Annotated in this window: 19 protein-coding genes and 1 tRNA gene; 8 read left to right on the top strand and 12 right to left on the bottom strand. The window is 60.4% G+C overall.

The genetic code is table 11. The features are described from left to right. Positions 1 to 156: 156 nt before the first annotated feature. Together AXF13_RS06210 and AXF13_RS06215 are read right to left on the bottom strand one after the other, a co-directional pair. Positions 157 to 233, bottom strand: a tRNA-Met gene (locus tag AXF13_RS06210). A 78-nt stretch (positions 234 to 311) separates the two neighbouring features. After that, complete coding sequence (locus AXF13_RS06215) at positions 312 to 1,109, bottom strand: undecaprenyl-diphosphate phosphatase (protein WP_008683989.1); 798 nt, start codon at positions 1,107 to 1,109, stop codon at positions 312 to 314. A 137-nt stretch (positions 1,110 to 1,246) separates the two neighbouring features. Between AXF13_RS06215 and AXF13_RS06220 the strand changes: the two genes are divergently transcribed. Further along, entirely contained in the window at positions 1,247 to 1,435 is a 189-nt protein-coding gene (locus AXF13_RS06220) for a hypothetical protein (protein ID WP_008683987.1), read from the top strand. 169 nt (positions 1,436 to 1,604) lie between these two features. Here AXF13_RS06220 and metG read toward each other — a convergent pair whose 3' ends face one another. Continuing rightward, entirely contained in the window at positions 1,605 to 3,602 is a 1,998-nt protein-coding gene (gene metG, locus AXF13_RS06225) for a methionine--tRNA ligase (RefSeq protein WP_008683986.1), read from the bottom strand. Positions 3,603 to 3,638: 36 nt separating this feature from the next. Further along, positions 3,639 to 4,757: a PSP1 domain-containing protein gene (locus AXF13_RS06230; RefSeq protein WP_062252067.1), complete on the bottom strand. Its 1,119-nt coding sequence runs from the start codon at positions 4,755 to 4,757 to the stop codon at positions 3,639 to 3,641. 280 nt (positions 4,758 to 5,037) lie between these two features. Between AXF13_RS06230 and AXF13_RS06235 the strand changes: the two genes are divergently transcribed. The 6 genes from AXF13_RS06235 (at position 5,038) to AXF13_RS06260 (ending at position 14,951) form a co-directional block, all read left to right on the top strand. Then, positions 5,038 to 5,595 carry an HD domain-containing protein gene (locus AXF13_RS06235; protein ID WP_062254753.1) on the top strand — a complete coding sequence of 186 codons (558 nt, stop codon included), beginning with the start codon at positions 5,038 to 5,040 and terminating at the stop codon, positions 5,593 to 5,595. 27 nt (positions 5,596 to 5,622) lie between these two features. After that, positions 5,623 to 6,927, top strand: a complete 1,305-nt coding sequence (locus tag AXF13_RS06240) for an ATP-dependent 6-phosphofructokinase (RefSeq protein WP_062254755.1) — start codon at positions 5,623 to 5,625, stop codon at positions 6,925 to 6,927. A 13-nt stretch (positions 6,928 to 6,940) separates the two neighbouring features. Further along, positions 6,941 to 10,174, top strand: a complete 3,234-nt coding sequence (locus tag AXF13_RS06245) for a UvrD-helicase domain-containing protein (RefSeq protein WP_062252068.1) — start codon at positions 6,941 to 6,943, stop codon at positions 10,172 to 10,174. After that, positions 10,171 to 13,116 carry a PD-(D/E)XK nuclease family protein gene (locus AXF13_RS06250; protein WP_062252069.1) on the top strand — a complete coding sequence of 982 codons (2,946 nt, stop codon included), beginning with the start codon at positions 10,171 to 10,173 and terminating at the stop codon, positions 13,114 to 13,116. The genes AXF13_RS06245 and AXF13_RS06250 overlap by 4 nt, the downstream gene beginning before the upstream one ends. A gap of 35 nt (positions 13,117 to 13,151) precedes the next feature. Further along, complete coding sequence (locus tag AXF13_RS06255) at positions 13,152 to 13,577, top strand: hypothetical protein (RefSeq protein WP_150116083.1); 426 nt, start codon at positions 13,152 to 13,154, stop codon at positions 13,575 to 13,577. Between the two features lie 207 nt (positions 13,578 to 13,784). Further along, a complete protein-coding gene (locus tag AXF13_RS06260; RefSeq protein WP_008683977.1) occupies positions 13,785 to 14,951 on the top strand; it encodes an NAD(P)H-dependent flavin oxidoreductase in 1,167 nt (388 codons plus the stop codon). A 325-nt stretch (positions 14,952 to 15,276) separates the two neighbouring features. On the opposite strand, the gene lolA is transcribed toward AXF13_RS06260, so the two are convergent. Genes lolA through efp form a run of 3 tightly spaced genes read right to left on the bottom strand, consistent with a single transcriptional unit; the run spans position 15,277 to position 19,007 of the window. Then, the gene (lolA, locus tag AXF13_RS06265; protein ID WP_062252071.1) at positions 15,277 to 15,957 is read right to left on the bottom strand and encodes an outer membrane lipoprotein periplasmic chaperone LolA; all 681 of its coding nucleotides are present in this window, start codon (positions 15,955 to 15,957) and stop codon (positions 15,277 to 15,279) included. A 26-nt stretch (positions 15,958 to 15,983) separates the two neighbouring features. Next, complete coding sequence (locus tag AXF13_RS06270) at positions 15,984 to 18,449, bottom strand: DNA translocase FtsK (protein WP_083521977.1); 2,466 nt, start codon at positions 18,447 to 18,449, stop codon at positions 15,984 to 15,986. Further along, positions 18,450 to 19,007 (bottom strand): elongation factor P, encoded by a 558-nt coding sequence (gene efp / locus AXF13_RS06275; protein ID WP_008683974.1) that lies wholly within the window; start codon positions 19,005 to 19,007, stop codon positions 18,450 to 18,452. A 194-nt stretch (positions 19,008 to 19,201) separates the two neighbouring features. On the opposite strand from efp, the gene yihA reads away from it, so the two are divergent. Then, positions 19,202 to 19,837 (top strand): ribosome biogenesis GTP-binding protein YihA/YsxC, encoded by a 636-nt coding sequence (gene yihA, locus AXF13_RS06280; RefSeq protein ID WP_062252072.1) that lies wholly within the window; start codon positions 19,202 to 19,204, stop codon positions 19,835 to 19,837. A gap of 171 nt (positions 19,838 to 20,008) precedes the next feature. Here the strand turns inward: yihA and AXF13_RS06285 are convergent, their stop codons facing one another. The 5 genes from AXF13_RS06285 to tsaD form a co-directional block, all read right to left on the bottom strand. Then, positions 20,009 to 21,475, bottom strand: a complete 1,467-nt coding sequence (locus AXF13_RS06285) for a cation diffusion facilitator family transporter (RefSeq protein ID WP_062252073.1) — start codon at positions 21,473 to 21,475, stop codon at positions 20,009 to 20,011. 181 nt (positions 21,476 to 21,656) lie between these two features. Next, complete coding sequence (locus AXF13_RS06290) at positions 21,657 to 22,388, bottom strand: outer membrane protein assembly factor BamD (RefSeq protein WP_062252074.1); 732 nt, start codon at positions 22,386 to 22,388, stop codon at positions 21,657 to 21,659. Beyond that, the gene (gene trxB, locus AXF13_RS06295; protein WP_062252075.1) at positions 22,381 to 23,310 is read right to left on the bottom strand and encodes a thioredoxin-disulfide reductase; all 930 of its coding nucleotides are present in this window, start codon (positions 23,308 to 23,310) and stop codon (positions 22,381 to 22,383) included. The genes AXF13_RS06290 and trxB overlap by 8 nt, the downstream gene beginning before the upstream one ends. Beyond that, on the bottom strand, positions 23,307 to 23,630 hold the full coding sequence (gene trxA / locus AXF13_RS06300; protein ID WP_008683967.1) for a thioredoxin: 324 nt from the start codon (positions 23,628 to 23,630) through the stop codon (positions 23,307 to 23,309). The genes trxB and trxA overlap by 4 nt, the downstream gene beginning before the upstream one ends. Before the next feature lie 164 nt (positions 23,631 to 23,794). Continuing rightward, complete coding sequence (gene tsaD, locus AXF13_RS06305) at positions 23,795 to 24,877, bottom strand: tRNA (adenosine(37)-N6)-threonylcarbamoyltransferase complex transferase subunit TsaD (RefSeq protein WP_062252076.1); 1,083 nt, start codon at positions 24,875 to 24,877, stop codon at positions 23,795 to 23,797. Positions 24,878 to 24,905: the final 28 nt, after the last annotated feature.

A 24,905-nucleotide genomic window follows, 5' to 3' on the forward strand; every position in this document is an offset into this window, starting at 1 on the left:
TGCCCTGCCCTCCGGTCACGAGGATAGGCCCACAGACCATACACGCTTATCGCCGGGAGGATTGCGGAGTTTTTCCCGGTGGTCGGCAACAGGATAGAAAAAACCCTGAACAATTATGCTGTTCAGGGTTTTTTCTATCCTGTTCAGGACGAAATTTGGTAGCAAGGGAGGGATTTGAACCCCCGACACTGCGGGTATGAACCGCATGCTCTGACCAACTGAGCTACCTTGCCGTATTGCGCCCCCATAGTGGCGCGTCGAATTCTTTATACAATTTGCCTGGGCTTGGCAAGCGCTTTTTGTACCATCCGTCAATTAACCATAAAATAATAGACAAAGGGCGCGAGCAGCAAACGATAGACGGCAAAGGGCACCAGGGTCATCCGCCCCACCAGGGCCACGAAAACTTTGACCGCCAACAGGGCGGAAATAAAGGAGCCCACTATGCCCACCGCGAAAAAGGGAATGTCCGCCGAGGTGAACAGGCTGAGATTCTTCAGCATGTCAAAGCCCGTGGCGGCCACCATGATGGGCACCGCCGCGATAAAGGAATATTCCGCCGCCAGCGGCCGCTTGGCCCCCAGCAGCATGCCGCCCATGATAGTGGCCGCCGAGCGCGAAAAACCGGGCCAGAGGGCCAGGCACTGGAAACAGCCGATGCCCAGGGCCAGACGCGGCGTCATGTCGTCCAGGCTGATGCAGGTGGGCTTATGCTTGCGCCGTTCCACAAGAATCATGCACACGGCCCCCACCACCAAGGCGATAAGCACGGTGGAAGGCCGGAACAGATATTCCTTGATCAGGGAGTGGAACAACAGGCCCATCACGCAGGCGGGCAGCGAGGTGAGGACCAGCAGCCAGATGCCGCGCATGCCCGCGAAGCGCACGTAGGGCTGCGGCTGGACCAGGCCCCAGAAGCGTTTCCAGTACAGCACCACCACGGCCATAATGGCCCCGAGTTGAATCACAACCTCAAAGGTGGCGGCCCGCTCTCCTACAAAATTAAGCAGATCGCCCACAAGAATCAGATGCCCCGAGGAGGAGACCGGCAGAAATTCAGTCAGGCCTTCCACGATGCTCAGAATAAGGGCGGTGAGCAGATTATCCATATTGGGTCTCCGGGCGGCCCGCCGCGCTGCGCGGCAGTCCGCTGCTTTTCGATCCGGCCGTGGCACAGTCGTTTACAACGTGGCATTGCCAAAAAGCCGCGTCGTGGCTATCTAACAGAAAAAGTGAGGATACCCCGATGCCGACCATCATGCCCCAGAGCGAACTTGTGCGCAAAGCTATTGCCTATCTGAATGAGGAACACAAACGCGACCCCCACAAAAGCCTGTCCAGCCTGCTGGACGAAGCGGGCATGCGTTTCAACCTTACGCCTGTGGACGCGGAAGCTCTGGAGTTTCTTTTCCGCAAGGAGCAGAAACGCGACTAAGATCCGCTTTTTTTCTTTGCTAGGGCCTCCTGACACTACTGGGATTTTGTTCGCTGGCAAGGAGAACGAGCCTTTTATGCAGGGAGTGTACTTCTTATGGTACTCGACCGGAATAAAAGGCGAAGTTCAACAAAGCCAGCGGGCAAAAGAACGTAGTGTCAAAAAGGTTCTAGGCGATTTCGCTGCCGTCGGGAACGGCCTTGGCCACAGCCAGCAGGCTGAGCTCGTCCCCGCCTTGGGCGGTAAGCACCATGCCGTGGGACATCAGGCCCCGGATCTTGCGCGGCGCCAGATTCAGCACGGCGCAGACCTGTTTGCCCACCAGATCATCGGGGGCGTAATATTCCGCCAGTCCTGAAAGGATCTGGCGCAACTGCCCTTCCCCGAAATCGATTTCCAGACGGAGAATACGGTCCGCGTTGGGATGCCGTTCCGCCACGCGTACCGTGCCCACCCGCAGGTCCAGAGCCTTAAAGTGATCAAAGTCCACCTCGGGCCGCCCCGCTGTTGCGGCGGGCGCGAGAGCTGCGGCTTTGGCCTCGGCGGGCTTGTCCGCTTTCTTTTCTTTATGTTTTTCTTTAACCTTCGGCGCGGGCGCCTTGTCCCCGTCCGCGTCGGTATTTTTCTTCACGTCGATGCGCGGGAAAAGATTGGACGTTGCCGACACCTGCGTGCCAGCTGACAGCCCGCCGAAGCAAATGATTTCATCATCCAGGTTGGGCACCGGGGGCAACCCCTCTTCCACGGGCTGGCCCAATTGTTCCAGCATCCGGCGGGACGCGGCGGGCATGACCGGCCAGAGGCAGAGCGCAACTTTGCGCATGGCCGCCAGCAGAATGTACATGACCGTGGCCAGCCGCTCCATATTGCCCTGCTTGTGCAGGGCCCAGGGGGCCTGGCTGTCCACATATTTGTTCAGGGCCCGCACCAGCTCCCAGAGCGACTCCAGAGCTTGGGCGAACTGCACGTTGCCGAACAACTGGGAGAAATTGCGCATGGCCGTGGCGCACAGTTCCACCATGGCCTCGTCTTCCGGCTCGCGCTGTTTGGGCTGGGGCACGCAACTACCGAAGTATTTGGCTGTCATGGAGAGCACCCGGCTGAAAAGATTGCCCAGGTCGTTGGCCAAGTCAGCGTTGATCCTGCCGATCAGGGATTCCTCGCTGAAACTGGCGTCCGAGCCGAAGTGCATCTCGCGCAACAGGAAGTAGCGGAAGGCGTCCAGCCCGAAACGTCGGCCCGTCTCCAGGGGGTCCACCACATTCCCCAGAGATTTGGACATCTTGGTATCCCGCGAAAGCCAGTAGCCGTGCACATTGAGGTGCTTGTACAACGGCAGGCCGGCGGCCTTGAGCATGGTGGGCCAGAATACGGCGTGCGGCTTGAGGATGTCTTTCGCCACCAGATGTTCGCCGGGCCAGTAACGGACGTATTCGGCCCCGTCAGGCCAGCCCAGAGCGCTGATGTAGTTGATCAGGGCGTCGAACCAGACGTAGCAGACGTAATTCTTGTCAAACGGCAACTCAATGCCCCAGGTCAGACGCGTTTTCGGGCGGGAGATGCACAGATCCTCCAGCGCGCCTGATTCCAGCATGGCCAGCACTTCCGAGCGGTAGCGCTCGGGCCGGATAAAATCCGGATGCTGGCTGATATACTCCCGCAGCCAGGGCAGATATTTGGACATGCGGAAGAAGTAATTCTTTTCGCTGATGAATTCCGGCTTGGTCAGATGCTGGGGGCAGAGGCCGTTTTCCAGCTCCTTTTCCGTGTAGAAGCGTTCACAGCCGTAACAGTAATGGCCGCCGAACTCGCCGAAATAGATGTCGCCGGCGTCATACACTTTTTGCAGAAAGTCCTGCACCGTGCGCTTGTGCGCCTCGTCCGTAGTGCGCACGAAACGGTCATTGGCAATGCCCAGTTGCGGCCAGAGCGCCCGGAAACGGCCGCTGATATCGTCCACGAATTCCTTGGGAGTCTGTCCCTGTTTTTCGGCGGCCTGCACGATCTTGTCGCCGTGCTCGTCCGTGCCAGTCAGGAAGAGCGTGTCCTCGCCCAGCAGTTTATGGAAGCGGGCCAGGGAATCCGCCACAATGGTGGTGTAAGCGTGCCCCAGATGGGGATTGGCATTGACGTAGTAAATGGGCGTGGTGATGAAAAAACTTTTCACACAAGGCTCCGTGCTGTTGACTTGAACCCAAATACGCTATTCGTTTTCCGGGCGTTGCGCAGGCTTGCGCCGACGCTTGCGGCGGCCTTTGCCCGCTTCGCCGGCTCCCGATGGCCCGGCTGGTCCGGCGGGCGCGCCGCCCTTCTCTTCCCGGTTTTCCGCAAAATTCGCCGTATCCGGCCGCTCAGCAGCCTGCCCGTCCTCATGGGCCCGGCTTTCGTCCGGAGGCAGCAGGTCATCAAACAGACCAGGGTCTTCCACCGTGTCGGGCGTCACGGAAACCACCAGCAAACCGTCCCCCTGCCGAGGCTTGGCGGTCGGCTTGGGTTGGCCGCCCTGCTGCTGGGGCTCGGGCCGGTGGGGAGCGAGAGCCTGCCATTCGTCCAGGCTCAGTTCCAGCTCCTCGTTATTTTCCGTGATCACGGACAGGGAATTGCGGAACATATTGGCCCGCAGCACCTTCATGCCTCCCCGGTCGGTCTGGTATTTCTTGCCCAGGCGCGGGCAATGGCGGTGGAAATGGTCGTAATTTTCCTGCTCATAGGAAAGGCAGCAGAGCAGCCGACCGCAGATGCCGGAAATTTTGGCCGGATTGAGAAAAAGGTTCTGCTCCTTGGCCATACAGATGGTCACCGGGGCGAACTTGCGCAAATAGCGACGGCAACAGCAGACCATGCCGCAATTGCCCACCGCGCCCACCATCTGGGTTTCATGACGGACGCCGATCTGGCGCAGCTCAATGCGGGCGCGGTATTCTCGCACCAGATCCTTCACCAGATCGCGGAAGTCAATGCGCGCGGGCGCCGTGAAGTAAAAGATCAGCTTGCTGCGATCAAAAAAGACCTCCACGTCCACCAGCTTCATGTCCAGACGGCGGTCGCGGATGCACTGGCGGCAATAGGCCGTGGCCTCTCGGGCCAGTGCATCGTTTTCCCTGCCGGTTTCCAGATCCGTGGAGCCCGCCTGGCGCAGAATATCGGGCAGGTCCTGCTCTTCCATGCCGGGCAGGCCCTCAAGCGGGCCGGAAACAACCTCGGCCAGGGTCAGGCCCTGATCGGCCTCAATCAGAACATGGTCGCCGCGCTTGAGCTCCGGCGGGCCGGAATAGTAGCTCGTCTGCCCGAGCTCACGAAATTTAATACCAAATATGGGCATAAGCATCACTGCGGTAAAACGTCAGAAGAATGTGTCTAAGACATTGCTTTTCGGCCATATTGCCCCTGCTGTCAACAGCGGCGGGTCGCGGTGCGCTTCGTTTAAGCTTATCCGGTCATCTGTCGCTGCCCCGCGCGGAGGAGAAGGCGGCAGGCAAACGCGCGGACACGGTCTCGGCATCCCCATATCTTTTGAGACCCCGGCCTTTCTCAATCTTGCCGTCTCGCCTTGCCATCGTTGCGCCCCTGTTTTACATTTAGAGCATAAAGGGGGCCTGATGATGATTGAACGAGACGAAGCTCTGAAGCTGCTGGCGGACCAGGGCACGCCGGTATCGTTGCTGCAGCACGCTTTGGCCGCGGAGGCCATTATGCGGTCTCTGGCGCGCCGTTTCGGCGAGGATGAGGATCTTTGGGGCCTGACCGGGCTGCTGCACGACCTGGACTATCCCACCACCGCTGAAGCGCCTGAACGACATGGCCTGGAAAGCGCGACCATGCTGATCGGCAAGCTGCCGGAAGAGGCTCTGGCCGCTATCCGCGCTCATAACGGCGAAATGAACGGCACTGCTCCGCAATGCCGCTTTGATTACGCCCTGCGTTGCGGCGAGACGGTCACGGGGCTCATTGGCGCGGCGGCGCGCATGCGCCCCACCGGCCTGGAGGGCATGGAGCCCAAAAGCATCAAGAAAAAGATGAAGGACAAAGCCTTTGCCGCCAGCGTGAACCGCGACAATATCCGCCAGTGCGCCGACGCCGGGCTGGAATTGGACGATTTTCTGGCTCTGTCCATTGAAGCCATGCACGGCAAGGCCGCGGAACTGGGCCTGAGCAAATAGCGTTTTTACTTTTTTATGAGGCAGATCATGGAAGAATGCGCGCTGGATACAAGCATCCGCACCCTAGGGCCCTGCAAGCTGGAATCGCATCTGCCCTACCGCACCTGGGCCGACGACAAACGTATTCAGATTTTTGTGGACGAGGAACTGAGCGAACACAACGGAGAGGCCTGCTGCGTCTGTTTCGAGGCGGCAGGACCACGCAAAAAGCTCTATTTCGACTCTTCCCGCGCCAAGTGCGCCATCGTCACCTGCGGCGGCCTGTGCCCCGGCATCAACGACGTGATCCGCGCCATCGTCATGGAGGCCTACCACGCCTACAATGTGCCTTCCATTGTGGGCATTCCCTACGGCCTGGAAGGTTTCATCCCCAAGTACCGGCACGCCCTGCGGGAGCTGACCCCGGACGTGGTGGCCGACATCCATCGCTTCGGCGGCACCATTCTGGGCTCGTCGCGCGGGCCGCAGTCGCCCGAGGAAATCGTGGACACCCTTGAGCGCTGCAACGTCAACGCCCTTTTCGTCATCGGCGGCGACGGCACCATGAAGGCGGCGCTTTCCATCAGCCGGGAAGTGCAGAACCGGGGCCTGAAGATCGCGGTGATCGGCATTCCCAAAACCATTGACAACGACATTAATTTCATCCCCCAGTCGTTTGGTTTTGAAACCGCCGTATTCAAGGCAACCGAGGCTATTGAGTGCGCCCATACCGAAGCCTGCGGCACGCCCAACGGCATCGGTCTGGTCAAACTCATGGGCCGGGAGTCCGGCTTCATCGCCGCGCGGGCCACGCTGGCCCTCAAGGAAGTGAACTTCGTGCTGATTCCGGAAGCGCCTTTCACCCTGGAGGGGGAAGGCGGCCTGCTGCCCGCCCTGGAAGAACGCCTGCGGTCCAGAGGGCATGCGGTCATTGTGGCGGCCGAGGGCGCGGGTCAGCATCTGCTGAAGCACAGCGCGGGCACCGACGCCTCAGGCAATCCCGTGCTGGGCGAAGTGGCCGACCTTTTGCGCAAGGAAATCAATACCTATCTCAACGCCCGCCAGATGGAGCATTCCATCAAATACATCGACCCCAGCTACATCATCCGCTCCGTACCGGCTAACGCCAACGACAAGGTTTACTGCGGCTTTCTGGGCCAGTACGCGGTGCATGCGGCCATGGCCGGGCGTACGGACATGGTGGTGGCCAAACTGCAGGACCGCTATGTGCATCTGCCTCTGCAACTGGTCACCCAAACGCGCCGCAAGCTGAACATTTATTCCGATCTCTGGCGCGCGGTGCTGGAATCCACGGGCCAAGGCATGCTCAAGGGCATGCTGCCGCCCGAATAGAGCCGCTCTCCACATGTCTCGTCTCTGCCAGGTCAAGGCCTCGGCCGGTTCCGGCAAAACCTATGAGCTGACCCGCTGTTTTCTGTTGCGCCTGATGGAGTGCGGGCATGCCTCGGGTGTGGCGGCCTCTCCGGCCTGCGCACTGGCGCCGGAGGGCCGCCAATGCGGCTGGGGCGACATCCTGGCCGTCACTTTTACCAACGCCGCGGCCGCTGAAATGCGCGACCGCGTCATCCGCCACCTGAAAAGCGCGGCTCTGGGTGCGCGCGCGGAAGACATCCCCCTTGATGCGGACGAGGCCCGCCGCTGGGTGGATGTGATCATGCGCGATCTGAGCGCCCTGAACATCCGCACCATTGACAGCCTGCTGCATCTTATCGTGCGGGCCGCCGCCCTGGAGCTGAATCTCCATCCCGATTTTCAGCCCGTCTTCGCCACTGAGGAGGCTCTGGCCCCCTACCTGGACCTTTTTATGGAACGGGCCTGGCGGGAAGACGCGGCCATGCGCGATCTGTTGCGCGAGGCCTGCCGGGCTCTGGTAGTGCACGGCCAAAGCAAGGGTTTTCTGGCCGGGGAAAAACTGCTCCGCCAACTGCGGGATTTGCTGGACGATGTGCTGCTGGGGCGGTTCGAGGATCTGACGTCGGAGGCCGTTCTTAAAGAAAAACTTCAAGAAATGGATGAGGCCGCCGTGCAGGCCGCGCAGGAATTTCTGGCCTCCGCGCAGGCTGCGGGCCTGCGCTGGAAAAAACCGGCTCTGGGCGCTGTGGAACAGCTTTCCTGGGGCCAGGTGGAAAAATGTTCTTCCGCCTTTGCAAGCAAGGAAACAGCTGAAGAACTCTTTCTCAAAAATACCGTGGTGACGGAAGCAACCGCGCAGGCCTTTGCCGCTTACTCGGCCCACGCCTGTCGCCGGGCCGGGGAAGGCTCGCTGATTGTCCAGGCCTTGCGCATCGCCCCTTTTGTGCGCCTGGCACATGCTCTGGTGGCCGCTTTTCTGCAAAATCAGGAACAGGAAGGCGCGCTGCCCGGCCTACTGGTGCCGCGCCTGGCCCGTGAAGTGCTGGAGGGCGAGCGCGGCGTGCCGGAAGCGCTCTGCCGCCTGGGCACGCGCCTGACCCATTTTCTGGTGGATGAATTTCAGGACACCAGCCGCGAGCAATGGCAAGCCCTGCGTCCCTTGCTTGAAGAGGCCCTGTCGCGCGGCGGCTCCCTGACCTGGGTGGGCGACGTCAAGCAATCCATCTACGGTTGGCGCGGCGGCGAGCCGGAGCTGTTCGACGCGGTCTTTGACGATCAGGGTCTGACGCGGCTGGCTCCCGGCGGGGAACGCCGCAATCTGCCCCGCAACTGGCGCAGCCGCCGGGAAGTGGTGGAGCACAACAACCGGATTTTTGCCCCACTGGAAAATGCAGCTACGGCCCAACGAGTGCTGGCCGCCCTGCTGCCCGGCGATACGCCCCCGGAAGTTCTGACTACGGCCACGCGACGCTTGAGCCGGGCCTTTGCGGGCGCGGCGCAGCAATGTCCGCCCAAGACCCGGGAAGGCGGCCTGGTACGGGCCGAAGAGATTCAGGGCGCCACGCAGGACGACTTGCGGGATTGTGTGCTGGAACGCCTTTGCGATTTGCTGCGGGACGAAATCGGCCCGCGCAGGCCCTGGTCCGACGTGCTGGTGCTGGTGCGCGGCAATGAAACAGCCCGCGTGACCGCCGAAGGTCTGGTACATGAGGGCATTCCGGTCATCACGGAAAACAGCCTGCTGCTGGCGGAACACCCGCTCATTGTACAGACTGTGGCTTTGCTGGCTTTTCTGGACAATCCCGACGACGACATCGCCTTTTGGACCATGCTCACGGGTTCCATCGTGCTTGAACACCCGCAGGCGGCGGAACTCGACTGGGAAATACTGCACGGCTGGTGCGCGGAGCCGGGCCAAGGGCCATTTCATCTGCGTTTCAGACGGCGCTGGCCGCTGATCTGGCGGAACCTGCTGGCCCCCTTTCACAGTCAGTCCGGCCTGATGACCCCCTATGACACGGTGCTGGAATGGTTTACGCGCCTGGACGTGGAAGCACGCTTTCCGGAAGCCCGGACGTTCCTGCGCCGTTTTATGGAAGTATTGTACAGCGCTGAAGAAAAAGGCCTTGCTACCCTGTCCACGTTTCTCGAGCACTGGCAAGACAAAAGCGGTGAAGAAAAAGTGCCCATGCCCGAAAACATGAATGCCGTTCGCGTCATGACTATCCACAAATCCAAAGGGCTGGAAGCTCCGGTGGTGATTCTGCCCTGGACCAGCTTCAACGTGCGCCCGTCAGGACGTCCCGTTCTGCTGGAGCGCGACGGCCTGCGCATGGCGGTGCCCAATCGCAAGGCTCTGGGCGAAATCTACTATGAGGATCTGGCGCGGCAGGCTTGCGAAAATCTGGATCTGCTCTATGTGGCCTTTACCAGGGCCAGGGACGAACTGCACATTTTCCGTACCGGCACGCCGGGTCTGGACAACAAAAGCGGCTCGCTCTGCGCGGCCTTGGATATTCTCTGGCAGGAGGCCGAGTTGAGGCTGCCCTACAGCCGGGGCACGCCGGTGGAGTGCCCGCGCAACGGGGCAACGGACGACGAGATCTGCCCCGAGCCGCTTACCGAGGCGGCTGTACCGGAACAGAAATGGCGGCCCATGCAGTGGCTGCCCCGTTTAAAGATCTTCCGCAATCCGCTGGGCGGCTTTGCCTTCAAGGCCGAAGACCGCGGCAGCCTGCTCCATTTCTGCCTGGAGCATCTGCGCGTTACCGGACAGGCGGAGGAGGACGCCAGGGCCGCCCTCTCTTTCGGCCTGCGCAACTACCCCCTGCCTGTGCCGGATGATCCGGCCCTGCGCGACTCACTGGCCGGGGCTCTGGCCTGGTTCGCGTCCCAGCCCGAGGCAGGGCGCTGGCTTGAGCGGGGCTGGCCCGAACAGTCGCTTATGGACGAACAGGGCCATGTGCTGCGCATGGATCTGCTGGTGCGCGAATCCTGGGGACCGCTGGTCATCGACTATAAAAGCGGCCGCCTCGAAGCGGAGCACATCAGCCAAGTGCGCCGCTATCTGAGCTGCCTCGAACAGAGCGGCGACTACGGCGGCACGGCGCGCGGCCTGCTGGTCTATCTGGATCAGCGGCGTTTCCAACTGGTGGAAGCGGCGTGGGTTTCGCCTCTGTGCGAGACGTGCGGCGAGCTCCTGCCGTCGCCGGAGACCGGATTATGAACGGTTCGCCCTTTCTGATTTTTCCCTGGCAGCGGCCTTTTCTGCCCGATCTGAAAGCCGTGCTGGAAGATTGCAGCGGCGGCCGTTCCGGTTCCGCGCTGCTGATTGTGCCGCATAACCGCCCCTGGCGTTATCTTTTGCAGCTCTATGCCAAAGAGAGAAAGCCGCGCCTGCTGCCGAAGGTTCTCACCCTGGCTGATATGGTCAAGGTCTGGCGGGCCGGCACCAGCGACGTGCCCCTGCATACGGCCAACATGCTGGACCGCGTGGCTTTGCTGCACGGCTGCGTGCAGAACCTGACCGAGGATGACGCGGCTCTTTCCGCCCGGTTCGCGCGCATGGACATGGCGCTTTTTCTGCCTTGGGGCCTGCGCTTGGCCGCCCTGCTGGAAGAAATGCTCGGCCAGGGCCTGGAAACCGCGGACCTGGCCTATGTGGAGAATGAAGTGGCCGCGCCCGCGGCGGCTCTGCTGGGAGCCCTGGGGCGGATCGGCCGCGCCTATCTGGCGGCCCTGAACGAACGCCGATGGACCACGCCGGGGCTGGATCAGTACATGGCCAGCCGCCAGGCTTCACATATTCCGCCTCTGCTCGTGCCCGGTGCCGAAAGGCCGGTGCTGGTGGCGGGATTTTCCGTGCTGAGCGGTACGGAGGATGTGCTGCTGCGCTCGCTCTGGCGGGCCGGAGCGCATATCTGCCTGCATACTGATCCTGCCTTGGCCGGAAATGAACCAGCGCACTGGGCCTGCGCCGAACACGCGGCTTGGCTGCGTCGCTGGCAGGCCAGGGCCAAACCGGCTGTGGAGCCCGCCGCGCTGGAAGCGGCGCACAAGCCACGTCTGTCCTTTTTCGCCGGTTATGACTGCCATTCACAGCTTCAGGCCATGCGTGACACGCTGGAAAAGGATACGAAGACGAACGGCCGCATGCCCTCCACCGCCGTGTTGCTCACAGACAGCGCCCTGCTCATGCCAGTGCTGCACCATCTGCCGGACAAGGACGTCAACGTATCCATGGGTTATCCTCTGACCCGCTCGCCCCTCAACCGCCTGCTGGACGCTCTGCTGCGCCTGCAGGAGAGACGGTCCGAGGATGGGCGCTATTACTGGCGTACCTTGCTGCAATGCCTGCGGCACCCCTATCTGAATATGCTGCGGATAGAGGACGAGAGCGGCCGAACGCTCTTTTTACGCGACGCCTTGCGCCGCCTGGAAGCTCTAGTCCGCACGGGCAACCGTTTTGTGGATCCGGCGGCTCTGGCCGACGAATGCCGCGCCGCTCTGCCCGCCCCGCTGGACACGTTGCTCTCCCAGTGCCTGGCCATCACGGTGGAAGCCTTGGCCGCCGCCCGCAGCACGGAAGATATAGCCGAATGCCTGCACGGCATCTGCGACTTTCTGTTGGCCTACGGCGGCGATATGTGGCGGCATTTTCCTCTGGACGCGGAGGCCATGTTCCGTCTCATGCGCCACGCCGCGCCCATCTTGCGTGAAACCTGTCTTGCACAGACCCCTTTTCCTCCGGCCGTACTGCACGGCATCACCCGACAGGTACTGGAACAGGAGCGCGTGCCCTTTGAGGCCGAACCGCTCACAGGCCTGCAGGTGCTCGGCATGCTGGAAACCCGCCTGCTGCATTTTGAGCGAGTGCTGATCGTGGACGCCACGGACGACAAGCTGCCCGGCAATCCGGCCCAGGACCCACTGCTGCCGGATTCCCTGCGCCAGGTCCTCGGCTTGCCCGACGCCCGGCGGCGCGAGCGTACGGCGGCGCATACCCTCTATCGCCTGTGCGCCGGGGCGGAGGAAGTTCATTTTTTCTGGCAGGAAGGCATCACCCGCTCCGCCCTTTTTGACGGCAAAAAAAGCCGCAGCCGCTTTGTGGAGCAACTGATCTGGGAGGAGGAACAACGCCGGGGAGCGCTGCTCACGCCCGGAGAGGAGCCTCTGGCCGGGGCACGTTGTACGGTGCGCGCCAGTCAGGTCTTGCCCAAAAGCCTGCCGCGCGGCGCGGGCCTGGACACGGCCTTGCAACATCTCTTGCGCGAGCCGCTTTCCGCCACCCGGCTGGATGTCTATCTGCAATGCCCCCTGCGCTTCGCCTGGCAATATCTCTGCCGTCTCGCGCCCCAGCGGGAGATCAACGAGGGCGATGATCCGGCGGCGGTGGGAATATGCATTCATAATACCCTGCGCGCGCTGTACGAGCCCTATCTGCACAAGGAAGTAAGGCGGGGCGATATCTCCATGGAAACCGTGCGGGCCCGCTTTTACGAAACTCTGGAAGCGGCGGACCTGCGCCGGCTTTTGCCCGCGGACAGTTGCCTGATGCTGGAAACAGCCGCGCCGTTAAGGCTGGAACGCTTTCTGGCGCGGCAGCCCGAAAGCGCGCTGATCCTGGCTCTGGAAGAAAAACTGAACGTGGATCTGGACCTCAACGGACAACGCTATGCCTTTACCGGCACCCTGGACCGCCTGGACCGGCGCGACGGCCTGCTGTATGTACTGGATTATAAGACCGGCACCATCAAACGCCATGACGGCAGCCTCTGGACCGACGCACCCTTCTTCGAAAGAGTGGCCCAGGCCTGCTCTGTCCCGGGAATAAAAGCGCAAACAGCCATGGGGGAAGATCCCATGTCGGCACTGTTTGAGGAGTTGCGCCAACGCCTGCCCAGCCTGCAACTGCCCTGCTACCTGTCCATGATCAAGGCAAAAAATATGGGCGCTCCCGGCGATGCGGCCCTGGCCGAACTCAAGGAAGACGGGGCGGAAATTCCCCTGTTCGGCGGCCTTGCGGAAGAAGACCTGACGGCTGCCCTTGCTTATTGCGATCTCAGCCTGGCCTTGGTCCTGCGCCATTTGGAAAGCGCCCCGCACTTCGCGGCCCGGCCGGACCGGCATTGCGCCTGGTGCCCCTATGCCGGTTTGTGCATGGCCTGAATCACGCAGCGTGAAAATCCGTTTGCAATGATGGATTGCTTCTGCCGGCTGCCTTGCTTTTTCATAATCAGGCTTTACCCTTGCTGACGTCACGGCATAAAAAAGACAACATTCCGCGCAACTGCGCTCCCCTTTTTGAACTTTGTGAAAATATCCGCGAAACCAGCGGGAGACATTTTTTCGACATCACTCAAAAGGTCAGGCAGCGCCCGCGCTTGAATATAAATCAGATCATCTTTGTTTCCCACGGCTATGGAGAGATCACGGCCTCTTTCAATCTGCAAACCGATCTGAACGAATACTGGGATATCTCATATTCATTCGATGGATATACGAAAGAAAACCTTGTTGATTCGGTTATGGAGAGTCTGATGGAGCATAGAAAATCATGTAAAACGATGAAGGTGGCACATTTTTGTGAAGAACCCGCTGTTGAAAACAGCTTTTCCTGTTATAGTTAGTAAGTCGCTGCATTTCGCAGTGGACCGAATAGCGCGGCATTGCCCCACCCGGCATAAAAAAAATGCCGCTTTCCGGCGCATCTTATTGCGTCTTGTGACTTTTCCCGCTATGCTTTCTGCCAGATGGTTGGGGATAACCGTCCCATGCCGACCGGGGGGGTCGGCGGCGGTAACCCCGCACTGGTTCAAGACGGAGGTCTTGTCATAATGCCCTTCCCTTCTTTGCAAATCGGCAATCTCACGGCTAAAGTGCCCGTTATCCAGGGCGGCATGGGCGTGGGTATCTCTCTTTCCGGCCTTGCGTCGGCGGTCGCCAATCAGGGCGGCATCGGCGTTATTGCCGGAGCCATGATCGGCATGAAAGAACCGGACGTGGCCAAAAACCCTCTGGAAGCCAATCTGCGCGCTCTGCGCAATGAAATTATCAAGGCCCGTGAACTTTCCAACGGCATCATCGGCGTCAACGTCATGGTGGCCCTGACCACCTTCAGCCAGATGGTGCGCACGGCCATTGAAAACAAGGCGGACATCATTTTCTCCGGCGCGGGTCTGCCGCTGGAAATGCCGCGCCATTTGCTGCAGCTTTGCGAGGAAAAGAAGGAGGAGTTCAAGACTAAGCTCGTCCCCATTGTTTCCTCGGCCAGAGCCGCCACCGTCATTGCCAAAAAATGGCTTTCCCGTTTCAATTACCTGCCGGACGCCTTTGTGGTGGAAGGCCCCAAGGCTGGCGGCCATTTGGGCTTCAAACCCGAAGAGATTCAGGATCCCGCCCATGCCTTGGAGGTGCTGGTGCCCCAGGTGGTGGATGCGGTTAAGCCCTTTGAGGACCAGTACGGCCGCGCCGTGCCGGTCATTGCCGCAGGCGGCGTCTATACCGGCGCGGACATCAAGAGATTCCTGGATCTGGGAGCTGCCGGAGTCCAGATGGGAACGCGCTTTGTGGCTACACATGAATGCGATGCGGACGAGCGCTTCAAGCAGAGCTATCTTGCGGCCAAACAGGAAGATGTGACCATCATCCGCAGCCCTGTGGGCATGCCGGGCCGTGCCTTGTGCAACGACTTCATCAGCGCCGCGCGCGAAGGCCTGAAAAAGCCCTTCAAGTGCATCTTCCACTGCGTGAGCACCTGCCAGCAGGAAAAGACCCCGTATTGCATCGCCCAGGCCCTGATCAACGCCATGCGCGGCAATCTGGAGCGCGGTTTTGCCTTCTGCGGAGCCAATGTTTTCCGGGTGAACAAGATCATTACCGTGGGCGAACTTATGGATTCCCTGCAGCACGAATTCGACGAGGCCATGAACTCGTTGAGCAAGAGCGTGCAGAATGTACAGTCCATACTAGGCTACGGCAACAAGGCGGAGCAGACGCTGTAAAACGGATTCGTAATAAGCAAAAACCGGCAGGGTGAGCATGATTAAAGAATTTCATGCACCTTGCCGGTTTTTCATTTTTGTGTCATCTGTCAGACAACAGTGCAATTTCAAAGTGAAATTGTTCTTGCGGCCGGGTAAGCAGACACCCGCCGCGTAGGCGTAGCGTAATTTATTTGCGCTATAAGCGACGATCGGCAATGTAAGACGCCGTGGTACCCTGGGATTGCAGGGGCACCACGGCGTTTTGTGAGCAGCTTCGGCACGCCGGTCTTTTCAGTTCTTCTAGGCCAATGGCGCGACCGGTTCAACCTGAAAATGTTCAGGCTTACTTGAACAATTCCCGTTCCGGCACGTCATGGTCGATACGGTCCTCCACCTCAATACCCTTGGGCGGTGTAAAGCTGAAATCCGAGGCCTTGAGTCGCACGTCGGGCTTGAAGGAAGTAAAACGCACCTCATTGGTGTTGCCGTAAAAATCCACGATGCTGGCCCGGCGGATGTAACCATTGCCCGGTTCCACCCAGATTAGGGCCTCCACCATCTGCGGAGCGGGTTCCTTGGGGTAGAGGCGCAACTTGTCCAGACCTTGTTCGCTGCCTTCGGGCTTGACGTCAAAATCCTTAGTCAGCGCCGCCTGGCCGGTGATCACCTGAATGATGCTGCGCGAATCCCGCACAAGGCTGGGCGGATAGCGGTAGGCCACTTCTTCATCCGGCAGATAATCCCAGATTTCCTTGGCCGTGACCACCAGGGTTTCCTCATGGGGTTTGGCGGTCTGCCAGCGGATCAACAGGGGTTTCTGAAACAAGAGGCTGCCCTGCCGCCGCTCCACCGAGCCGCTTTCCTTATGGGTGAGAGTCTGCTCAAAATCCGCTGAAAAGGAGTTCAGGGTCTCGTAGCGCTGCTGGATGACGGCGGCCAGATCCGCCGCATTGGCGGCGGGAGTCAGCCAGAGCAAGGCGCAGAGGGCCGTGGCCGCCGCAATGAACATGCCGGATATACGCATGGAACCTCCGCTGAAACGTCAGCTCGTTATCTGACCACGGGCCGGGGCTTGCTGCCGTCGGCCGGGCCGATGATGCCGTCCTGCTCCAGTTGTTCCACCAGACGGGCGGCACGATTGAAACCGATTTTGAAACGCCGCTGCACCAGAGATATGGATGCCCGGCCCTGTTCGCTGACAAAGGCCTGCACTTCAGGGTACAGCGGGTCCTGGGCCGCGTCGCCGCCGCCCACGCCCTGGCCCGTGGCGGTTTCCACGCCCCACTGGGCGAAGTCCACCTGGTAAGAGGGGCTCAGATGCCGCTTCCAGTGGGCCACCACGGACTGTACTTCCTCATCGCTCAAAAAAGGCCCGTGCAGGCGCTGCAACCGGCCGCCGCTGGGTTTGAAGAGCATGTCGCCCCTGCCCAGCAGATGTTCCGCGCCCACCTGATCCAGAATGGTGCGCGAGTCGTGCTTGGACGTGACCTGGAAAGAAATGCGGCAAGGGAAGTTGGCCTTGATCAGACCGGTGACCACATCCACGCTGGGACGCTGGGTAGCCAGAATCATGTGAATACCCGCCGCGCGCGCCAGCTGGGCCAGACGCACGATACTGGTTTCCACCTCACGGGCGGCAGTCATCATCAGGTCCGCCAGCTCGTCGATGACAACAACCAAATAGGGTAAGGGCTCCAGATCCGCGAAATCCGGCGGCAGTTCATTCTTGAAGGCCGCCAGCTTCTGGTTGAAGCCTGCCACATTTCGCACGCCCAGGCGGGCCATGGCCTCATAGCGGCGGTCCATTTCATGCACGGCCCAGTCCAAAGCGTTCTTGGCCTCGGCCATTTCCGTGACCACGGGGTGCACCAGATGCGGCTCATCAGCGTAAACCGCCATCTCGATGCGCTTGGGGTCCACCAGCAAAAGGCGCATATCCTGAGGCTGGGTGCGATACAGCAGGCTGATCAGAATGCCGTTGAGGCAGACGCTTTTGCCCGCGCCCGTGGCTCCGGCCACCAGCAGATGCGGCATGCGGGTCAGATCGGCCATGAAAGGCTTGCCTGCAATGTCCTTGCCGAGAATCATGGTCAGCGGCCCGCATCCCTTGCGAAAAGGTTCGGAGGCGGCCAGTTCACGGAAATTGACGGTCTCGCGATTGTCGTTGGGGATTTCAATGCCCACGGTGTCCGAACCGGGAATGGGGGCCTGTATACGCACGGCCATGGCCTTGAGCGCCAGGGCCAGATCGTCACTGAGATTGGCGATGCGGCTGACGCGGACGCCTGGGGCCGGGCGCACCTCATACATGGTCACCACGGGTCCGGGCGTAATACGCACCAGCTCGCCTTGAATGTCGAAATCCTTAAGGCAGGCCATCAAGGCCTTGCCTTTGCCTTCGCGGTCCTCACGGCTGCCGCTGTGAGCGGCCTTGGGAGGCGGCGTCAACAGATCCAGAGCGGGCAACGGCACCGGGGCTTTTTTGCCCAATGCGGCGGAGATCAGATTGTCCCAGACACGTTTCTCGGGCGCGGCCTCACCCTTTACGCTTGCCGCCTTGTCCGCCTGAACGGGCTGGCGAACTTCAGGAGCGGCGGGCGCGCTCTCCTCAGGCGCGGCTTCCGGTTCTTTTTCCGGGTTCGCCGCCGTGGAGACAAGGGGCGCGCCGCTCAAGTCCTCGGCCACGGCAAAGGGATCGTCGCTGTCGGCATCCACGGGCACAGCGGATACGGCAGGCTCGGCTTTGCCTGCCCCGCTCTTGGCGGAACGCTTTTCCTCGTAGACCTCGGGCAGTGAATCCGCCGTGGGACGGATATCTCCCAGTTTATCCCGCCATTGGGTCAGAAAGCTCCATTGCGGCAGGCGCAACCCGGGCAGTTTCCAGGCTGAGCGGGGCATTTCAGGTTCAGAATTTTTTTCAGCACTCTTGAACCTGCCGTCAATACGTTTGCCAAGCTGACCACGCAACCAATGCCCGAAACGCGCGGCCAGGCTGAACCAGGAGATATTGCAGGCCAGTTGCAAACCCACCAGCAGGACGAACAGCCATAAGAGGGCCGAACCGCCGGGGCTCAGATAACGGCTGGCATTGTCGTGCAGGGCGCTGCCCACCATGCCGCCGCCCCAGAGATCGCCCAGTGAGAGATCCCAGGCCGCGCCCATGACCAGCAGGCAGATTGTCAGCAGGAAAAAACCACACCAGCGCCACCAGTGCAGGGCATAGGCAGGAGAAACATAAGCCGCTCCCAGCGCGCCGAAGACCAGCGGCCAGAGAAAGGCGGCCACGCCGAAGACATCATTGAGAAAACCCGCCGCGTAGGCACCGAACAATCCGGCTTTGTTCTGCACTTCCACGGAGCCGCTGACCACGTGATTGAGGCTGGGATCATTGGCGTCGAAGCTGGCAAGACTGAGCAGCAACAACAATGCCCAGAAGAGCAAAAAAAGGCCGAACAGTTCACGGCTGAATTTGTGGGCGTCCGTAGGGCTACCCTCCCGGACAAAGGACGGCTGCAATCATTCCCGGCCCAAATATTCCTTGGTGCGGGTATCTACCTTGATCCGGTCGCCGGTGTTCACGAAAATCGGCACCTGCACCGTGATGCCGGTTTCCAGCTTGGCGGCCTTGGTGACGTTGCTCACCGTGTCGCCCTTGGCACCGGGTTCGGTTTCCGTGACTTCCAGCACCAGGCTCAACGGGATGTCGATATCCAGAGGGCTGCCCTTGTAAAGCAGCACGCGGCATTCCTGACCGTCCTTGAGAAAACCTTCCTTGCCGCCGGTGGAGGCGACAGGCATCTGCACCTGCTCATAGGTGGTCATATCCATGAAAATCAGTTCGTCGTCCTGGCGATAAAGAAACTGCATGTCGCGGGTTTCCATGTCGGGCTTGCCCACTTTTTCGCCGGAACGAAACGTGATGTCCTGCATGCGTCCGGTAAGGATATTGCGCAGTTTGGTACGGACCATGGCCCCGCCCTTGCCGGGCTTGAAGTGCTGGAAATCCACTATTTCGTAGGGCGTGCCCTCCACTTCGATTTTAAGGCCCTTGCGAAAGTCGGTGGTTGAATACATGCGTCCCTCCTGCCATGCCGCGGCATGTTCTGTATTGGCAAAATTGCGCCGGTCTCAATTGCCAAGCGGCGCGAGAGCGGCTACCGTATGGCGGAAGTGTTCTTCCGCGAACATGTGTAGTTCCGAATTGAATATATTTGTTGAAAACAGCCGTGTTGTCAAGGCACAAAGTTCAAGTTATACATGAGGTTTTTATGAACATCAGTCTGACGCTTGAAACCACAGCCTATACCCTGGATCAGCTCCTGGCCCTGCCGGAAGCGCAAATCGCCCTGGCCGGGCGTTCCAATGTGGGCAAATCTTCCCTGATCAACGCTCTGGCCGGACGCAAAAAACTTGCCAAGGTCAGCGCCACACCGGGGAAAACGCGCTCCGTCAATTTTTACCGGGTGGAGCCCTACAACTTTTATCTGGTGGATCTGCCCGGCTATGGCTACGCCAGGGCCAGTCATGAGGAACGCCGGAAGTGGGCGAAACTGCTGGAGCACTATCTTGCGGATTGCAAGACTCTCAAGGCGCTGGCCCTGCTGCTGGATTGTCGCCTGCCTCCGCAAAAGCTTGATCTGGAACTGGCGTCCTTTGCCCGTGGCTGTTGCCTGCCGCTGCTGCCCGTGCTGACCAAGGCCGACAAATGCAGCCAGCGTGAACGCGCCGCCCGGCAAAAAGAATGGCAGGAACTGCTGGATGTCAAACCGGTACTGACTTCCTCCAGCAGCCGCCTGGGTATGGAGGAACTCTGGCGTGCCCTGGTCGCGGCAGCCGGAACCGCTGAAGCCGATGGAGATACAGCCGGAGAGTCGGAAGACGGCACCCCGACTATGTCGAGCTAGAGGAGATCTGCTTTGAAATGCCGTGCATTTCAAAGGTAACGTCATGCTTACTCCGCCACTTAAGCATGCTGTCTTGCACGCAACGATCGAGGACTCGCAAGAGGAGAACAGCGCAAATAAATTACGCTTACGGTTCGTAGCGCAAGGCTGCTCCCGAGCCTCTCGCCAGACTCAGTCCGCCTGCTGCTCCGCCGAGACGGCGTCCGGCTCCATGTGAATGATGATTCTGCCCAGCAGCGGCACGGCGACGCGCAGCTGTTTTTCCAGACGCACGCAGATGTTATGGACCTCCACCACGCTCAGCTCGCCGTTGATGCCGCAATGGAAGGAAATGCAGATGCCCTGCTCCGGCAGCTCATAGGTGGAAAACTTGTGAGGGTCGCAGACCAGCGGTTCTTTTTCCACCGCCGCATGCACTTCCCGCCAGGCCAGCTCGGACAGGGGCACGGAAACGGCGGCTCCGGCATGCAGTGCGCTGGCCGCGCCCTCAGGTTCCAGATGGCTGACCACTTCCGCACCGGGCAGGGCTTGGCGCAAGTCTTCTTCAAAGGGACGCACCCGCGCGTAGGCCTCGGCAAAAGGCTGGGTGCCGGGCAGCTCCACATGCAGTTCAATGTGGAACAAAGCGCCGGTGCGCAGCACATGCACGTTATGCACCGCCAGGCCATGCTCCGAAGCCGTGCGCTGCACCAGAGAAAAAGGATTCTCGTCCTTCCGGGAGCGTGAGCTTAAGGGCTCCACGTGTACGGTCACATCCGAGCCCGGCAGGATGGCGGCCGCAGCCTGTTCAGCGTCATGGGCCAGCTTGTGGCCGTCGCGGACGCGGATGCCCGGTTCCACGCCAATGGTCAGATCCACAAAGGTCTGCGGGCCGCTATTGCGCAAGCGTATCCGCCGCACCGCCGTGATGCCGGGCACCTGCCGCACGGCCTTGACCACCGCCCCCTGCTCCTTGGTCGAGCCCGAATCCATCAGCGTGTTAATGGACTCCACAGCCATGCGCAGACTGGCGCGGAAAATAAGCAGGGCCACCACCAAGGCCGCCACAGTATCGGCTTGGGCCAGCACCTGATAAAGCGGTTCCGGCAGATTCAGGGCAGCGGCCAGCCAGACGGCCAGCACGCCGACCAGAACCACGGCCGAGGACAAAATGTCCGTGGAGAAGTGCAGGGCGTCGGCCTCCAGCGCCTGGCTTCTGTATTGGCGGGCCACCTTCCGCAGAACGCGCACGCGGTTGATATCAATGCCCATGGAAACAGCCATGACGGCCACGCCCCAGAGCGAAGGAGTTATGGGACTGACACCCCCCAGAAGCCGCTGCACGCCTTCATAGACCACCCAGAAGCAGGTCAGGAACAACAACAAGGTTTCCGCCAGGGCGGAAAGATTTTCAACCTTGCCGTGCCCATAGGGATGCCGACTGTCGGCCGGGCGGGCCGAAATGCGCACCGCCGCAAGGGTCATGGCCGCCGCCAGCAAATCAAGGCCGCTGTGAAGCGCTTCGGAAAGAATGCCCAGGCTGTTGGTGTACAGCCCCACGGCCAACTTCAAACCGGTCAGGGCAAAGGCCGCGAACAGCGAGGCCAGCGCGGCGCGGTGTTTTTCGGCGGCGCCGTCTTCGTGCCGAAGGCTCTCCATAACTACTCCCGATAAAAAAAGCCCCCGAAGGGGCTTTTTCGCTTCCTTTAGAGCATGCAAACTTGAAATGCTCGTTTACGGCGAGCAAAGCCCGCCTACTCGCATTTCGTGGCAAGGATTTGCAGACAAGTCCTTGCAGAGCAGTTCACGCATTTCATGTGTGAACTGCTCTAGCACGCCACTACAACCAAGTGAACCACTCCCGCCAGGAACCCTGACGCTTTTCGCGCGTCTCCGCGGCCTGTTCCTCGCGGTAGTTGTGGTAAGCGGCCAAGCTCTTTTCCTTGGCGTGTTCCGCCACTTCCGGCACGTCCTTGAAGTTTTCCATGATGAATTCATACCGCCGCCAAGCCGGGCCGTATTTTTTCATGTGCCAGAACACGTCGGCAATGTACAATTCGTGTTCGGCCATGAGTTTGCGGCAGGTATGCATGTGTTCTTCCGCGCCCTTGGCGTAGGGCGAATCGGGATACATCTGAGAGAGGCGGTTGAAGTAATCGTAGGCCTCCTGCAATTCCGTGGTAGCCCGGTCAATGGAGCGGAATTGCTTCATGAGCGACATGCCCGTCTGATACAGCACATAAGGTATGGCTTCATGACGGGGATGGAGCGACTCGAAATCCTTGTAGGTTTCGGCGGCCAGCTCGTATTCCTCATCCAGAAAATAGGCGTCACCCAGCGAAAGTTCAGCATCAATGGTATAAGGGCTGAACGGATACGCGTCGCGCAATTTGTTGTACAGCTCCACGGCGCGCACGTAGTTCTTTTCACTCATGGCGTCGTTGGCGGCTTCAAAGATCTCCTGCGCGGTGTCTTCAGCCGGCGGCAGATAGATCATATCAATGATGCCGCAACCGGACACGGCAAACAAACTGACGGCAAGCACAAAGCAGCGAAGCAGTTTTTTATGCATGGAGCTGTTCCAAAAAGACAAAAGCCGCTTGCGCAGCCGTTGCGCCGTCACCAGCAGCGGTGATTACCTGACGGCAGAGTTTGGAGCGAATATCCCCGGCGGCGAAAATGCCGGGAATACTTGTGCGCATTTCCGTATCCGTTACGATGAAGCCCTGGTCGTCGCGCTGAAGTTCCTGAGGCAGAAAAGAGGTTACCGGTGCAAATCCCACATAGACGAAAAGTCCGTCCACCGGCAGCTCTTCTTCCGCGCCGTTCTGAATGTTGTGCAGGTTGAGGCTTGTCAGCTGCTCATCGCCATTCAGGCTTGTGATGACCGTGTTACGGTGGATTTCCACCTTGTCGGGCATGCTCTCCAGCCTGTCCTGATAGACTTTAAGGCCTCGAAAGCCCTCGCGACGATGGATCAGGTGCAGCTTGCCCACGATTTTGGCAAGGTACAGCGATTCTTCAAGGGCGGCATTGCCGCCGCCCACTACCGCCACCGTCTGCCCACGGAAGAAATTACCGTCGCAGAGGGCACAGTAGGAGACGCCGCGTCCGACCAGACGATCCTCATTCTCCAGCCCCAACTGGCGATGACGCGCCCCGGAACAGACGAGCACCGTTTTGGCGGCGTATTCCTCACCGCCTCCGGCGCGCACATTGAACCGGCCTGCCGCGCCGGAAACGGATTCCACGGCGCCGGTAGGCCGGTCAATGTCGAGGCCGTCCAGATGGGCGGCAAAAAGATCGGCCAGCTCATAACCCTTGATGCCCTGGGGGTAGCCGGGGTAATTTTCAAGGGACTCGGTCTGCAGAACCTGGCCGCCCGGAGTCAGCTGCTCAAAGAACGACACTGAACAACCGGAGCGCGCCAGGTAAAGGGCAGCCGTAATGCCGGCCGGTCCGCCGCCGATAACAACGGCGTCGTATGCCTTCATGCCAGGACCTTTGAATCAAGCAGTTCCTTCATGGCCACCTTGGTGACGGCGCCGGTGATCTGTTCCACCGTTTCGCCGTTTTTGAAGACCACCAGGGTGGGGATGGCGCGGATGCCGAATTTTGTCGGCGTGGCGGGATTCTCATCCACATTCATTTTAACCACACGCACCTTGCCTTCGTATTCCTTGGCGAGTTCGTCAATGATCGGACCCACCGCGCGGCAGGGGCCGCACCAGGGAGCCCAGAAGTCAAGCAGAACCGGCAGATCGGATTTCAGAACAAGGCTCTCGAAAGTGGCATCAGTGACCTGTTCAGCCATATGATTACTCCTTGGGTTGCTTAGGGTCGCGCACGGCGGCTCGGCAATGCCAATGGCCGCGCGGCGCGCATTGCACAGACGGACCGACGGGGGCGCCGCGTCCGCTTCTGTGCCTGTTGCAGAGTAGATATCTAACGTCCCGGTGTCAAGACAATCTGCGCGTTTCAGGCGGGTTCCCCGACCTGTGCCGTATCCGCGCAACACACCATATCCTCGGGCACCGCCCTGCCGCGCGGAATGGTTTCCATGCGCAGGTCATGGCAAAAACCGGCCTGACCCAACAGCCAGCCGGCATAGGCCGTCATGGCGGCATTATCCGTACATAAGGTCGGGTTCGGCACAAGGATGTCGCCGCCCCGTCGCCGCATGAGCTCAACCATGCGGCTGCGCAACAGCGAATTGGCGGCAACCCCACCGGCCACAATCAGCGTGCGCAGATCCGGCTGTCGGTCAAGAGCGCGCTCAACCTTGACGCACAGCGTATCCACCACCGCCAAGTTGAAAGACGCGCAGCAGTCCCTCAGAGCCTCGGGCGCATCTTCAACCTTCTGTAACGGATGCGGCCAGAGGCCGTCCAGATGCTGCTCAATATAGAAGGCGGCCGCTGTTTTCAGGCCGCTGAAACTGAAATCCAGATTGTCGTTGTCAAGATACGGGCGCGGAAAAAGTCCGGCATCCGCCCTGCCGGCGGTGGCCAATGCGTCCATGAGGCGTCCGCCGGGGTAGGCCAGGCCCAACAGTTTGCCCACTTTGTCAAAGGCCTCACCCGCCGCGTCATCCAGAGTCCGGCCCAGCGGCAGGCAACGCCAGGGCGACTCAAGCCGGTAAATATGGGTGTGACCGCCGGAAACCAGCAAACCTAAACAGGGAAAACGCAGCTCCCGCTCCAGCCCCACTGCCAGCAAATGCGCGTGCAGATGGTTGAGGCCCAGGAAGCGCGCCCCCAATCCCAGAGCCAGGCCCTTGGCAAAGGCCACCCCCACCAGCAGACTGCCCAGCAGACCCGGACCGCGCGCCACGCTCACAAGATCAATGTCAACGGCTTGGCGTCGGCAACGGCGCATCAGTTCGTCGAAAAGCGGCCCGATATAGCGGTAGTGCTCCCGCGAGGCCAATTCCGGCACCACTCCGCCGAACAAAGCATGCACGTCCGCCTGGCTGGCAAGAACCGAGGCCAGCAGTCGACCGTCTTCCACCAGAGCCAGAGCCGTCTCATCACAGGAGCTTTCAATGCCGAGACAAAGCATGGATCACAGCCCCCGCGCCGCTAGGGCC

This window comes from Desulfovibrio fairfieldensis (assembly GCF_001553605.1).
Taxonomy (GTDB): Bacteria; Desulfobacterota; Desulfovibrionia; order Desulfovibrionales; family Desulfovibrionaceae; genus Desulfovibrio; species Desulfovibrio fairfieldensis.

Coding starts and splice junctions, on each gene's coding strand:
- AXF13_RS06260 (WP_008683977.1), top strand. CDS start 13,785: ATGCCCTTCCCTTCTTTGCAAATCGGCAATCTCACGGCTAAAGTGCCC.
- AXF13_RS06240 (WP_062254755.1), top strand. CDS start 5,623: ATGGAAGAATGCGCGCTGGATACAAGCATCCGCACCCTAGGGCCCTGC.
- AXF13_RS06245 (WP_062252068.1), top strand. CDS start 6,941: ATGTCTCGTCTCTGCCAGGTCAAGGCCTCGGCCGGTTCCGGCAAAACC.
- AXF13_RS06220 (WP_008683987.1), top strand. CDS start 1,247: ATGCCGACCATCATGCCCCAGAGCGAACTTGTGCGCAAAGCTATTGCC.
- trxA (WP_008683967.1), bottom strand. CDS start 23,630: ATGGCTGAACAGGTCACTGATGCCACTTTCGAGAGCCTTGTTCTGAAA.
- efp (WP_008683974.1), bottom strand. CDS start 19,007: ATGTATTCAACCACCGACTTTCGCAAGGGCCTTAAAATCGAAGTGGAG.
- AXF13_RS06230 (WP_062252067.1), bottom strand. CDS start 4,757: ATGCCCATATTTGGTATTAAATTTCGTGAGCTCGGGCAGACGAGCTAC.
- lolA (WP_062252071.1), bottom strand. CDS start 15,957: ATGCGTATATCCGGCATGTTCATTGCGGCGGCCACGGCCCTCTGCGCC.
- tsaD (WP_062252076.1), bottom strand. CDS start 24,877: ATGCTTTGTCTCGGCATTGAAAGCTCCTGTGATGAGACGGCTCTGGCT.
- trxB (WP_062252075.1), bottom strand. CDS start 23,310: ATGAAGGCATACGACGCCGTTGTTATCGGCGGCGGACCGGCCGGCATT.
- AXF13_RS06250 (WP_062252069.1), top strand. CDS start 10,171: ATGAACGGTTCGCCCTTTCTGATTTTTCCCTGGCAGCGGCCTTTTCTG.
- AXF13_RS06215 (WP_008683989.1), bottom strand. CDS start 1,109: ATGGATAATCTGCTCACCGCCCTTATTCTGAGCATCGTGGAAGGCCTG.
- AXF13_RS06285 (WP_062252073.1), bottom strand. CDS start 21,475: ATGGAGAGCCTTCGGCACGAAGACGGCGCCGCCGAAAAACACCGCGCC.
- AXF13_RS06290 (WP_062252074.1), bottom strand. CDS start 22,388: ATGCATAAAAAACTGCTTCGCTGCTTTGTGCTTGCCGTCAGTTTGTTT.
- yihA (WP_062252072.1), top strand. CDS start 19,202: ATGAACATCAGTCTGACGCTTGAAACCACAGCCTATACCCTGGATCAG.
- AXF13_RS06235 (WP_062254753.1), top strand. CDS start 5,038: ATGATTGAACGAGACGAAGCTCTGAAGCTGCTGGCGGACCAGGGCACG.